The sequence below is a fragment of the Paeniglutamicibacter sulfureus genome, from assembly GCF_030512175.1.
Taxonomy (GTDB): Bacteria; Actinomycetota; Actinomycetes; order Actinomycetales; family Micrococcaceae; genus Paeniglutamicibacter; species Paeniglutamicibacter sulfureus.
In genome coordinates this window covers 917,472-929,226 of record NZ_JAULBL010000001.1, presented here as the reverse complement: position 1 = coordinate 929,226, position 11,755 = coordinate 917,472, and the positions used below count along the sequence as shown (strand labels likewise).

General features: G+C 64.7%; 13 protein-coding genes and 1 riboswitch. Of the genes, 7 read left to right on the top strand and 6 right to left on the bottom strand.

Annotated features, from left to right (window positions below):
• Positions 1 to 105: 105 nt before the first annotated feature.
• The 4 genes from Q2T94_RS04090 (at position 106) to Q2T94_RS04075 (ending at position 4,047) form a co-directional block, all read left to right on the top strand.
• The gene (locus tag Q2T94_RS04090) at positions 106 to 402 is read left to right on the top strand and encodes a DUF3263 domain-containing protein (protein ID WP_264268539.1); all 297 of its coding nucleotides are present in this window, start codon (positions 106 to 108) and stop codon (positions 400 to 402) included.
• Positions 403 to 496: 94 nt separating this feature from the next.
• Complete coding sequence (locus Q2T94_RS04085; RefSeq protein ID WP_302262978.1) at positions 497 to 1,156, top strand: LytR C-terminal domain-containing protein; 660 nt, start codon at positions 497 to 499, stop codon at positions 1,154 to 1,156.
• Between the two features lie 280 nt (positions 1,157 to 1,436).
• The gene (gene groL / locus Q2T94_RS04080) at positions 1,437 to 3,074 is read left to right on the top strand and encodes a chaperonin GroEL (RefSeq protein WP_264268537.1); all 1,638 of its coding nucleotides are present in this window, start codon (positions 1,437 to 1,439) and stop codon (positions 3,072 to 3,074) included.
• A gap of 214 nt (positions 3,075 to 3,288) precedes the next feature.
• Positions 3,289 to 4,047 carry a phosphotransferase gene (locus tag Q2T94_RS04075; RefSeq protein ID WP_302262977.1) on the top strand — a complete coding sequence of 253 codons (759 nt, stop codon included), beginning with the start codon at positions 3,289 to 3,291 and terminating at the stop codon, positions 4,045 to 4,047.
• 17 nt (positions 4,048 to 4,064) lie between these two features.
• On the opposite strand, the gene Q2T94_RS04070 is transcribed toward Q2T94_RS04075, so the two are convergent.
• From Q2T94_RS04070 to Q2T94_RS04050, 5 genes are all read right to left on the bottom strand, one after another.
• On the bottom strand, positions 4,065 to 4,961 hold the full coding sequence (locus Q2T94_RS04070) for a DUF4031 domain-containing protein (protein WP_264268535.1): 897 nt from the start codon (positions 4,959 to 4,961) through the stop codon (positions 4,065 to 4,067).
• A gap of 54 nt (positions 4,962 to 5,015) precedes the next feature.
• On the bottom strand, positions 5,016 to 5,306 hold the full coding sequence (locus Q2T94_RS04065; protein WP_264268534.1) for a WXG100 family type VII secretion target: 291 nt from the start codon (positions 5,304 to 5,306) through the stop codon (positions 5,016 to 5,018).
• 185 nt (positions 5,307 to 5,491) lie between these two features.
• A complete protein-coding gene (locus Q2T94_RS04060) occupies positions 5,492 to 6,961 on the bottom strand; it encodes a sensor histidine kinase (RefSeq protein WP_310289501.1) in 1,470 nt (489 codons plus the stop codon).
• 52 nt (positions 6,962 to 7,013) lie between these two features.
• On the bottom strand, positions 7,014 to 7,724 hold the full coding sequence (locus Q2T94_RS04055) for a response regulator transcription factor (protein ID WP_217388348.1): 711 nt from the start codon (positions 7,722 to 7,724) through the stop codon (positions 7,014 to 7,016).
• A gap of 133 nt (positions 7,725 to 7,857) precedes the next feature.
• Complete coding sequence (locus Q2T94_RS04050; protein ID WP_302262976.1) at positions 7,858 to 8,088, bottom strand: hypothetical protein; 231 nt, start codon at positions 8,086 to 8,088, stop codon at positions 7,858 to 7,860.
• A 251-nt stretch (positions 8,089 to 8,339) separates the two neighbouring features.
• On the opposite strand from Q2T94_RS04050, the gene Q2T94_RS04045 reads away from it, so the two are divergent.
• Together Q2T94_RS04045 and Q2T94_RS04040 are read left to right on the top strand one after the other, a co-directional pair.
• Positions 8,340 to 8,723, top strand: a complete 384-nt coding sequence (locus Q2T94_RS04045) for a cold-shock protein (protein WP_264268532.1) — start codon at positions 8,340 to 8,342, stop codon at positions 8,721 to 8,723.
• A 4-nt stretch (positions 8,724 to 8,727) separates the two neighbouring features.
• Positions 8,728 to 9,243, top strand: coding sequence for a DUF3027 domain-containing protein (locus Q2T94_RS04040; protein ID WP_302262975.1), 516 nt, complete (start codon positions 8,728 to 8,730; stop codon positions 9,241 to 9,243).
• Between the two features lie 179 nt (positions 9,244 to 9,422).
• On the opposite strand, the gene serC is transcribed toward Q2T94_RS04040, so the two are convergent.
• Positions 9,423 to 10,544, bottom strand: coding sequence for a phosphoserine transaminase (gene serC, locus Q2T94_RS04035; protein WP_302262974.1), 1,122 nt, complete (start codon positions 10,542 to 10,544; stop codon positions 9,423 to 9,425).
• 197 nt (positions 10,545 to 10,741) lie between these two features.
• Here serC and Q2T94_RS04030 point away from each other — a divergent pair, with 197 nt between their 5' ends.
• A complete protein-coding gene (locus tag Q2T94_RS04030) occupies positions 10,742 to 11,437 on the top strand; it encodes an iron-dependent transcriptional repressor DtxR (RefSeq protein ID WP_264268529.1) in 696 nt (231 codons plus the stop codon).
• 92 nt (positions 11,438 to 11,529) lie between these two features.
• Positions 11,530 to 11,703: riboswitch (cyclic di-AMP (ydaO/yuaA leader) on the top strand.
• The last annotated feature ends 52 nt before the right edge of the window (positions 11,704 to 11,755 follow it).

The following is an 11,755-nucleotide window of genomic DNA, read 5'->3' as shown; positions in this document are numbered from 1 at the left end:
GAGGGCAAACGGTTTGCGGGGGCAACACGTTAGAATAGTTACGGTTGGGGCAGATTGCCCGGTAGTTCACCGTAAACCGGGAACCGGATAGTTGAGGGAAGTGCAATGTCATCCGAGGCACTTGAGCTCGAGTTTGAGCTCGACGAATCCAGCGGGCTGGACGAGCGTTCCCAGCGGATTCTCGCGCTGGAACGCCAGTGGTGGAAGTATGCCGGGGCCAAGGAACAAGCCATCTCCGAGCTGTTTTCCATCTCGCCAACCAACTACTACCAATTGTTGAACACACTCATCGACACGGACGCAGCGCTGGCCCATGACCCCATGCTGGTCAAGCGATTGCGTAGACTACGAACGACGAGGCATCGCGCTCGGTCGGCGAAACGGCTCGGACCCGAGGCATGATTGCAACGCACGTCTGGCGTTTCGGGGCCCGGCCGCGCTTGTATTCCTGCAGCCGCGCGTGCCCACATTGCAAGCCAGATCACCGAGGACGGGCATGACCAACTATCCGCGCGATGAATTTGATCGCGTCCCAGAGTTCAGCAACCGTAGCGGCTCGCACCGCGAAAACGGCTGGGCTTCCGCCGCATCCGTGGGCGGGGCTCGTTCCGGCTTGCGTTGGCTGATGGTCTTTGGGGCGATTGCACTGGTGGTGGGACTTTTCTCCTTCATGGTCCTGCCCAAGCTCACGGGCGCCACGACCGACCCGGCACCGGTTGCCGCCAGCTCCTCGGGCACCCAGGACGCCGCGGACTCCTCAGAGTCCACATCGGCAGACGAAGCCAGCGAAACGCCCGCAGAGAGCGAATCGGCGGACGAGGCTAGCGAATCCACGGAAGCCAGCTCCTCCACCGAGGCCAGCGAAAGCGGCCTGGCGGAAGACGCTGACACCTCCATGGCAATGGGCGTCTACAACGGTGCAAAGGTCGGCGGCCTTGCCGGCAAGGCGCGCACGGAGTTGCAGGATGCCGGGTTCGGCAATGTCGCGGCATCGAACTGGACCAAGAAAGTCAACTATTCCACGGTCTACTACCGCGCCGAGACCCATCGGGCCACCGCGGAGGCCGCGGCCGACGCCTTGGGCATCACCTCGGTCATGCAGAGCGCAAACATCCCGGGCAATATCGCCATCGTGCTGGGAAGCAACTACAACTAGCCGCACTGGCGCCGCAATACGCTTACGGCAAAGACCCACAGCTTGCACTCCGAGTGGTTGAGTGCCAAGATTTGTATTAGCACTCGCACGTCCCGACTGCTAATTCGATCGGAGTTTCGAGCGGATACATGCAGCCTTGGGGCGGTGTTTGAGTGAGTCCTTGACCAGGGCAGCGAGAAGTTTTTGCGATCGTCCCATGACATCGTGGATTCTTCGTCCGTCGCGGGCGTTGCCTCAGGTCGTAGATACGCATGAACGTCCCGAAAGGACATAAGCCGCTATGGCCAAAATCATTGCATTTGACGAGGAAGCACGCCGCGGCCTTGAGCGCGGCCTGAACATCCTGGCCGACGCCGTCAAGGTCACCCTTGGCCCGCGTGGTCGCAACGTCGTTCTGGAAAAGAAGTGGGGCGCCCCCACGATCACCAACGACGGTGTCTCCATTGCCAAGGAGATCGAGCTCGAGGATCCGTACGAGAAGATCGGTGCGGAACTCGTCAAGGAAGTTGCCAAGAAGACCGATGACGTCGCAGGCGACGGCACCACCACCGCAACCGTCCTGGCACAGGCACTGGTCAAGGAAGGCCTGCGCAACGTTGCCGCCGGCGCCGACCCGCTGTCCCTGAAGCGCGGCATCGAGAAGGCCGTCGAGGCCGTCACCGTTGAGCTCTTGGCTTCCGCCAAGGAAATCGAAACCAAGGAAGAGATCGCCGCCACCGCATCGATCTCCGCCGGCGACAACGAAATCGGCGCCCTGATCGCCGAGGCACTGGACAAGGTCGGCAAGGAAGGTGTCATCACCGTCGAGGAGTCGAACACCTTCGGTCTCGAGCTTGAGCTCACCGAGGGCATGCGCTTCGACAAGGGCTACATCTCGGCCTACTTCGTCACCGACAACGAGCGTCAGGAAACGGTCCTTGAGGATCCGTACATCCTGATCGTCAACTCGAAGATCACCAACGTCAAGGACATGGTTTCGATCCTTGAGAAGGTCATGCAGTCGAACAAGCCGCTGCTGATCATCGCCGAGGACATCGAGGGCGAAGCCCTTGCCACCCTGATCGTGAACAAGATCCGTGGCCTGTTCAAGTCCGTCGCCGTCAAGGCACCGGGCTTCGGCGACCGCCGCAAGGCCATGCTGGCCGACATCGCCATCCTCACCGGTGGCCAGGTCATCTCCGAGGAAATCGGCCTGAAGCTCGAAAACGCCACCATCGACCTGCTGGGCTCCGCCCGCAAGGTCGTTGTCACCAAGGACGAGACCACCATCGTCGAGGGTGCAGGCGACGCCGAGGAGATCGCCGGTCGCGTGAACCAGATTCGCGCCGAGATCGAGAACTCCGATTCGGACTACGACCGCGAGAAGCTGCAGGAACGTCTGGCCAAGCTGGCCGGCGGCGTTGCAGTCATCAAGGCCGGTGCCGCTACCGAGGTCGAGCTCAAGGAACGCAAGCACCGCATCGAAGATGCAGTGCGCAACGCCAAGGCTGCCGTTGAAGAAGGCATCGTTGCCGGTGGCGGCGTGGCCCTCATCCAGGCTGGCGCTGCAGCATTCGCCAAGCTGGAATTGACCGGCGACGAAGCAACCGGTGCGAACATCGTCCGCGTTGCCATCGAGGCTCCGCTGAAGCAGATCGCCTTCAACGCCGGCATGGAGCCGGGCGTTGTCGCCGACAAGGTCAAGGGCCTGCCTGCCGGTCACGGCCTGAACGCAGCCACCGGCGTCTACGAGGACCTCCTCGCCGCCGGCGTGAACGACCCGGTAAAGGTTACGCGCTCTGCCCTGCAGAACGCCGCTTCCATTGCCGGCCTTTTCCTGACCACCGAAGCGGTTGTCGCTGACAAGCCGGTTCCGGCCGGCGCAGCAGCACCGGGCGGCGACGACATGGGTGGCATGGGCGGCATGGGCGGATTCTAATCCCTCCTGTTTCACCACGCCCCGCGCGTTAGCAGTACCTGGCACTAAACCGTGAGCCGCTTTCCCACGGTGTCCCGTTCCCCCTCGGGGAGGATGGGACACCGCATGGAAGGCGGCTCGCGGCGTTAACGGGCTCCTGACGCCCGGACCGCCATGCGCGCCGGTTACGCCTTCAGGCATGGGGGGATTGCTTGCGGCGGGCTAGCATGGAGCCGTGACCCACATCGAAGTGCCGCTGGTCGGCGGGAACGCCGCCGGTGAGGTGGTGCGCGTCGGTTCCACAGTGCGCAAGCCCTGGCTAGAAAGCACGCCATCGGTTCACAGGTTCATGGCCCACCTCCGTGAGCATGGGCTGTCCGAGGTCCCACGGCCATTGGGCCGGGATAGGCAAGGCCGGCAAATTACGGAATTTGTTTCCGGTGCCCCAGCGCCCCACGACCGGCCCCTGGCGCAGAAACCCCTGGAAGAAGCAGGGGACCTGGTACGCCGGATCCATGACGCCTCCGCAAGCTTCAAGCGATCCACTGACGACTGCTGGTCCACCCTGATCCAGGCACCCAGTGAGGACCTGATCTGCCACAACGACCTGGCACCCTGGAACCTGGTTGGCCGGGACCGCCCGGCCTTCATCGACTGGGACGGTGCGGGGCCAAGCACGCGTCTCTGGGATCTGGCCTATGCTGCCCAGTCGCTTGCCCTTCTTGTCTCCGGTGAGGATCCGGACCAGGCCGCGGCGCGGTTGCGGACGTTGGTCGTAAACGGCTACAGGGCCGATGCCGATCTGCGCGCCAAGCTGCCGGCGGCCATGGGCGAACGCACCGAAGCCATGTACGGCTTTCTTCGCGACGCCCATCTCAAGGACGTCCAGCCGTGGGGCCGGATGTTCGCCAACGGGCATGGCCGGCATTGGGCCGATGCCGCCAGATTCGTGAGGAAACACGAAGCGCTCTGGGTGTCAGCCCTTGCGCTTTAGGGCCAGGCAGCCGAAGCCTATGGGGCGAGGGCTTCCAGGTCCTTAAGCTCAGCCACGAGGTTGGCCCGAGCGGCTTCTTCCCACAACGCCCGGCCCCTGTCACTGGAGTAGAGCGAGCCGCCGGCCAGCAATGCGCGCAGGATCGCTGAACGCCCGCGGGCAAAATCGGCGTCAGGCACGTGGGCGTACTCGCGGCGCACGGCCACGGTGTATCGCCGGTAGGCGGCCGCCGGACGGGCCAGGACCTCCAGGTCCGCGTCGCAGAGCAGGGCCCCGGCGACATCGCCGGGTGCGGGCTTGTGCGTCTTGGTCAGCAGGACCAGGCGCACGACCTCGTCCACCACGGATGAGCCGATGCCTTGGTCCGGTAAGCGTGCCGCGGCCAGCGCGGCAGATTCATCTTCATCGGTTGCCGTGCCGCGGTACACCGCGTCGTGGAACCAAGCCGCCAGATACACCGACAGGTGTGACTGCGCGGAGGCGGCCCCGCCCGTCAGGGCGTCCAGGGCCGTCAGGACCGCCAGCAGGTGTGCCCTGTCGTGGTAGACGCGCTGCTCTTGGCTCCAGCACCCCAGCAGTTCGCGGCCCAAGCCCGGGTCATTGAGGCCCAAGTTGTCCCAGCGCGCGAGCAGCACCGCGTCGAGGCGCTCGGGCCGTTCCTTGGCCCGCACGCGCAACCCCGAGGCTATGAGCCGCCGCACCAGCTCGGTGGCCGGGAGCGGGACGGCCCCGGCCGCGACCAGGTCGTCGTAGCGCTTTTGCGGCACGTCATAGTGGTCGCGGTCGAAGGCGCGCTCGGGCAGGCCCTGTTCCCTGGCAAATTCGTGCAATTCGTCCAGCGACGCATCGGAGACCAAATGCGAAAAGAGCGTTCCGTGGGCCGGCCAGAACGGGGGATCAATTAGGATGGACACGTCCCCAGACTAATACGCCTGCACACCCCGTCCCGGCAAGTGGCCTTGGAAAGGTCAGTACGTGAACAGGGAGGCGTTGGCGGCTTCCGCCTCGTCGTATTGCACAGAGGCCCGGTTCAGCGCGGTGCCGATGGAGGAGAGGGATTCCTCGACGCGTGCCTGGGTGTTGCGCCAGTCGGCCACCACGGACTGGAAGTTGGTCGAGGCCGCTCCCTGCCAGGTGCCCTGGAGGTCCTGCAGCGAGGAGGTCAGCGAGTTCACCTCCGCCCGCACGCGCTCGATGGTGGCATGCAGGTTCATGGACCGGGCCTGCATTTCGTTGGTGTTGGCGGCAAAGGTGCTCATGATTGGCTTCACTCCCGTGCAATGGCTGTTTGGCACCGGGCCTTGGGACGCAATGGCAATGGCGCAAGCGGCCCGGCGGGAGGCGCGCCATGGATGGATGCACGCCTCCGAGTTCAGGCTAGGGCCCCTGTCCCGCCGCGACCCCGTGGTCGCGACGGGGTGTGGACAACTCCGCGGCCGATGGGTCAGTCGTCCTCATCCTCGGCCGGGTCGTCCTCGGGCTTGACGTAGGGCAGGTGGATCGACATGGTGGCCCCGCCGCCGGGGGTCTCGCTGAGTCGAATGGAGCCGTCATGCTGCGCGGCAATCGCCGCGACAATGGCCAACCCCAGCCCGGTGCCGCCGGTCTCGCGCTGGCGCGAGGAATCGGCGCGGTAGAACCGCTCAAACACCCGTCCCGCGTCCTCCTCGGAAATCCCCGGGCCGTGGTCGCGGATTTCCAGCACCGCATCGGACCTTCCGTCGATGACCGGCTTGACGCCCACGGCGATCTCGATGTCGCTGCCCTCGGGGGTGTAGCGCAGCGCGTTGGTCATCAGGTTCGCCACCACCTGCCGCAGCCGGGCCTCGTCCCCGGAAGTGGGTGCAGGTTGCGGGGCCCCGCCATCCAGGCCGATCAGGCGCACCTTGCGGTTCACGGCATTGACCCGGGTGTCCTCGGCGGCGTCACCGGCCAGCAGGAGCAAATCGATGGGCTTGCGGTCCAGCGGGCGCTGCTCGTCGAGCCGCGCCAGGGTCAGCAGGTCCTCGACGAGCTGGGCCATGCGCTTGGACTCGGCCTCGATGCGCCCCATGGCGGTGCGCAGCATTTCCGGGTCGTTGAGCCCGCCCTGCCGGTAGAACTCGGAGTACCCCTGGATGGTCACCAACGGGGTGCGCAGTTCGTGGGAGGCGTCCTGGACGAATCTTCGCATCTTGCGTTCGGAAGCGGCACGCCCGCGGAAGGCGTGTTCGATGTGCGCCAGCATGGCGTTGAGCGAGCGCGAGAGCCGCCCGACCTCGGTCTCCGGAGGGTAGTCCTCCACGCGGCGGGACAGGTCCCCGGCGGCAATGGCCGCCGCCGTGCGTTCAACGCGCAGCAACGGCAGCAGGGCCCGGGTGGTGATCCCGTAGGCGATCATCGACATCAGCAGCGTGGCCAGCATTCCGGTGGACATCACCAGCATCGTTGCCTTGGTGACGGTGTCCTGCACCGAGGTCATCGGCAGGGCATAGATGAGGTCGTAGTCGGTGCGCGGTAGGTCCACGATGCGCACCCGCCACCCGGCGGAACCCAGGGTGCTGCCGGGCACCGAGAGCGAGGCTGCGGGGTCCTCCCGCAAGCGCTCGATGACCTGCGCATCGACAGCCGGGGCATCCAGCGGCTTGTTGTCCGGCGCGGCACGGCGCGGCATGGTGTAGAGGATTTCGGCCGATTCGTTGCGCAGATCCCCGTAGAAACGGGCGAGCCCGTTGGACTTGGGGTTGATATTGGCAATGCCCGCATAGTCATTGAGCATGGTGGCAGTGATCGTCGCGCTGTTGGACCTCAGGTCAGTGTCCAGCTGTGCGGTGAGCATCAGCCGCAGCGACTGGGCAGAGCCGACGGCCGTGACCACGATCCCCAGGATCATCAGGGAGCTCATGAGCGCCACGAGCTTGGTCCGCAACGACACCTGTCGCCAGAATCTGCGGGCACTTTCCACGTGTGGGAACCGGCCTTTCGTCTTAGCGGCGGTCGGCGGTGCGCATGAGGTACCCGACGCCGCGCTTGGTCTGGATCAGCGAGGGCCACTCGGCGCGGGAATCGATCTTGCGGCGCAGATAGGAAATGTAGGACTCCACGATGGAAGCGTCCCCGTTGAAGTCGTATTCCCATACGTGGTCAAGGATCTGTGCCTTGGACAGCACCCGGTTGGGATTCATCATCAGGTAGCGCAACAACTTGAATTCGGTGGGCGAAAGCTCGATGACCTCGCCGGAGCGGCGGACCTCGTGCGCGTCGTCATCCAGCTCGAGGTCATCCACCCGGATGATCGCGCTGTCTTCCTCGGCCGGCTGGGTACGCCGGAGCACGGCACGGATGCGGGCGACCACCTCGTCGAGGCTGAAGGGCTTGGTGACGTAGTCGTCCCCGCCGACGGTCAACCCGGTGACCTTGTCCTCGGTGTCGTCGCGTGCGGTGAGGAAGAGGACCGGGAAGTGCTTGCCCGCGGCTCGCAGCCTGCGGGTGATGGTGAATCCGTCCATGTCCGGGAGCATCACGTCGAGCACCGCCAGATCGGGGGTGTCGGCCTCCACGGCTGCCAGGGCCTCGCGGCCGTTCGCCGCGGCAACCACCTCGAAGCCCGCGAAACGCAGGGAGGTGGAGAGCAATTCGCGGATGTTCGGTTCGTCGTCGACGACCAGGAGCTTCGCTTCGGGGGTTTTGGCATTCATGGGTACCAGTCTGCAACCGCTATCTGTAAGAACGCTGTGTGTTTGGTGTGCGGGCAAGGGTGCCGCGCCCCATGATCACCCCCAAGATGCCCGGAGCCGGCAGGGGACTTGGGCGGGTATCGGGCGACGTGGGCTAGTGGGAGCGACGGCGCTCGCGGAAGTTCAGCACCAGGATCACGATGAGCAGGATGAACGCCAACGGCAATCCATAGAGCGCCACGGCCAGCAGCGCCGGGGCAGGGGAAAGCTGCATCGCGTATTGGATGAGGATCACGGCCAGCGCGGCGAGTGAGGCGATGGCAACGCCACCGGCAAGAAAGGTCAGGATGCGTAGGGATGTGGGGGCGGCGGCGGAGGTGTTCACCCCTTAAAACTACCGTGCACCGGCGAAACGGCCATCATGGAGGCCCTGGCCCGTGGGTGGGAAGGGGGCAAGCCGCTGATGTCGTACCCTAGAAGATATAGACTTCCCCGGACGCATGAGCCCGCCCGCAAGCCCCCATGGGGGGACGGGCTGCGTGGTTTCGCGCCGGGACATCGCCAGAAATGGGAACGCGGAACCTGAATGGCCCGCCGTCGTTGCCCCATTGAGACGCAAGAACGAGGTAGTTAGACGTGCCAACCGGCAAAGTGAAGTGGTACGAGCCCTCCAAGGGGTTCGGGTTCCTGGTGACCGACGAAGGCCAGGAAGTGTACTTGAATGCCTCGGCTTTGCCCGTGGGCACGACCGAGCTGCGACCGGGTACCCGCATGGAATTCGGTGTCGCCGAAGGCCGCAAGGGTGCCCAGGCCCTGAGCGTTCGCATCATCGACGACGCACCCTCGGTGGCCCGCGCCAAGCGCAAGCCTGCCGAGGACACCGCGGTGCTGATCGAAGACCTCATCAAGGTGCTGGACTCGGTCTCCAACGGACTGCGCAGGGGCCGTTACCCCGAAAAAGCCCAAGGCGCCAAGGTTGCAGCAGTGCTGCGCGCCGTAGCCGACGATTTGGATGCCTGAACCCATGTCCCGCAAAGTAATGCTCGATACGACACTGGCCAAGGCCGTGGACCAGGCGCGCAAGGCGCTGCTGGAAATCACCGACGAGGCAATGATCGGTGAATACCAGGAAGCCGTGAACGACGGCGAACGCCTGGTGACCCACCGATTCGACGTGTTGCTCCCCGGCTACGAGGGCTGGAGCTGGTTTGCCACGCTGACCCGCATCCCGCGTGCCCAGGCCAAGGACCTCACGGTGTGCGAGGTCGGGATTCTGCCCGGCGACGACGCACTGCTGGCCCCGGCCTGGGTGCCGTGGGCCGAGCGAGTTCGACCGGAGGAAATGGACGCCGAGCGCCAGGCCGCCGAAGACGCCGCCGCGGTTGCGGACGGCATCGCCGAAGCCTCGGCTCCGGAGGGCTCGGACAATTCCGCCCCCTCAGGCACGGAGGAAGAATCCGCGGAAACCGAGACCGAATCCGCGGCCGCGACGGACGAGGTCGTCTCCGATGAAGACGTCTGGGACGAAGACGCCAAATAGCTGAATAGACAACCAGGGGACTTGTCCCCTGAAATGAACAAGGGAGCGGGTAGCGATCGTCGGATCGCTACCCGCTCCCTTGCCGTCGGGCGGTAGGCATCGGCTCAAATAGATCGGGCGGCGCCCACCCCGCGGGATCAACCGTGGATGGGCGCCGCCCGATTCGTAGACGGAAGAAGCTAGCTGTTCTTCAGCACGTATTCGATGCACTTGAGCAGGGACGAAACGTCCTCGGGCTCAATGGCGACGAAGGTCGCCACGCGCAGCTGGTTGCGGCCGAGCTTGCGGTACGGCTCGACATCGACCACGCCGTTGGCGCGCAGGGTCTTGGCCACCGCAGCGGCATCGATCGAATCGTCGAAGTCGATCGTGGCAATGACGTTGGAGCGTTCCCCGGGGGCGGTGACGTACGGGGTCGCCACTTCGGAAGCCTCGGCCCAGTCGTAGATGCGGGAGGCCGAATCCGCGGTGCGGGCTGCGGCGAACGCCAGGCCGCCGTTGGCGTTGAGCCACTGCACCTGGGCGTTGAGAGTGACCAGGGTGGACAGGGCCGGGGTGTTGTACGTCTGGTTCAGGCGCGAGTTGTCGATCGCCGTCTTCAGGCTCAGGAAGTCCGGGATCCAGCGGCCGGAGGCGGCAATTTCCTCGGCGCGGGCGATGGCCGCGGGAGAGCAGAGCGCAATCCACAAGCCGCCATCGGAGGCGAAGTTCTTCTGCGGGGCGAAGTAGTACACATCTGCCTGCGAGACATCGACGTCCAGTCCGCCGGCTGCGGAGGTCGCGTCGATGAGGACAAGCGATCCCTCGTCGGCACCTTCAACGCGGTGAACCGGTGCAGCGACGCCCGTGGAGGTCTCGTTTTGGGGCCAAGCGTATACATCCACGCCTGCCTCGGCCACGGGAACAGGCCGGGTGCCGGGTTCGGAGACGATGATGGAGGACGGCTCAAGGAACGGCGCCTTGTTGGTGGCGGCGGCGAACTTCGAGCCGAACTCGCCGAAGGAGAGGTGCTGGGCCTTGTGGCGGACCAGGCCGAATGCGGCAATGTCCCAGAACGCGGTGGATCCGCCCACGCCCAGGACCACTTCGTAGTCGGCCGGGGCGTTGAAGAACGTCTTGAGGCCTTCCTGGATGTCGCGGACCAGGTTCTTCACCGGGGCCTGGCGGTGAGAGGTCCCCAGGAGTTGCGTGCCGGCATCGATGAGGGCCTGGATCTGTTCGGGGCGGACCTTGGAAGGTCCTGCGCCGAATCGTCCGTCCACGGGCAAAAGGTCTTGGGGGATGGTCACGCCGGTGCTCATGTTGCTCCTCATAAGGGGGGTTATCCGCTGTGGGCACTTCCGATGCGGCAATCCGATGCGCATTGAGGGTGCCCAGTGGTTCAATAATCGCGCACTGGGCGGCCCATTGTGTAATAGCGAGTCGCCAATGTGAACGCGGGTAGAGTGGATCGCGTAGTGATCTCTTGTAACAATCAACCCCTGCGGGAGCTGCAAACGTGTCAGATTTGATCGATACCACCGAAATGTACCTGCGCACCATCCTGGAACTCCAGGAAGAGGGCATCATTGCCCTGCGCGCGCGCATTGCCGAGCGACTGGGGCACTCCGGGCCCACGGTTTCACAGACGGTGGCCCGCATGGAGCGCGACGGACTGGTCGTGGTGACCACCGACCGCCACCTCGAACTGACCTCCCATGGCGCAGAAGTTGCAACGGGCGTGATGCGCAAGCACCGTCTGGCCGAACGCCTGCTCGCCGACGTCATTGGCCTGGAGTGGGAGTACGTCCACGAAGAGGCCTGCCGTTGGGAGCACGTGATGAGCGAGCGCGTGGAGCAGCGCCTGTTCAAGTTGCTCGGTTCGCCCGAGTCCTCCCCCTATGGAAATCCGATCCCCGGGCTCGAGACCCTGGGAGGACCGGAACTGGGTGAAATCTCGATACGTGTCCAAAGTCTCGATTCGGCCCTGGTCGACGGGAATACGGGCCCGGTCCGCGTCGAGCGACTGGCCGAAACCATCCAGGTTGAACCCGAGCTGCTGGTGCAGCTCGATGAGGGCGGCATCCGCCCAGGCGCCCTAGTCACCCTCGAACGGGCCGGCGATTACGTCGTCGTTCGGGTGCAGGGGATCGAGGGCGCGCTGGAGCTTCCGACGGAAGTCAGCGCCCACGTGTTTGTCCGCCGCATGGATTGATAACGGAATTGTAACTTTGACATTAATCCCGGTAGTGTTTCACGTTGGGTTGCACCTAGGCAATCTAGTCCCGATCCGGTTCGCATAACCCTACCGGCGGATCGCGGAGCAAGAATTCCCGGTAGGGGCGGAGGACCCATTCAGCCGTTCCTGGTCTTGGACCATGGATCTTGGGGTGAAGCTGAGTCCACTATGTAGGCTCTGCCGAGTTGATCTCATGACTCGAATCCGACAGCTAACTTCGCAGGCGATACATGAGAGGTTGACATTTGACTCAGCAGCACACTCCCGGGCGCCGCCGTGCTTCCGGACCCGTTG

Bases quoted from the DNA above. Each gene is read 5' to 3' on its own strand.
- Q2T94_RS04090 (WP_264268539.1), top strand. From the start codon at position 106: ATGTCATCCGAGGCACTTGAGCTCGAGTTTGAGCTCGACGAATCCAGC.
- Q2T94_RS04085 (WP_302262978.1), top strand. From the start codon at position 497: ATGACCAACTATCCGCGCGATGAATTTGATCGCGTCCCAGAGTTCAGC.
- groL (WP_264268537.1), top strand. From the start codon at position 1,437: ATGGCCAAAATCATTGCATTTGACGAGGAAGCACGCCGCGGCCTTGAG.
- Q2T94_RS04065 (WP_264268534.1), bottom strand. From the start codon at position 5,306: ATGAGCACCTTTGCCGCCAACACCAACGAAATGCAGGCCCGGTCCATG.
- Q2T94_RS04055 (WP_217388348.1), bottom strand. From the start codon at position 7,724: ATGAATGCCAAAACCCCCGAAGCGAAGCTCCTGGTCGTCGACGACGAA.
- Q2T94_RS04040 (WP_302262975.1), top strand. From the start codon at position 8,728: ATGTCCCGCAAAGTAATGCTCGATACGACACTGGCCAAGGCCGTGGAC.
- serC (WP_302262974.1), bottom strand. From the start codon at position 10,544: ATGAGCACCGGCGTGACCATCCCCCAAGACCTTTTGCCCGTGGACGGA.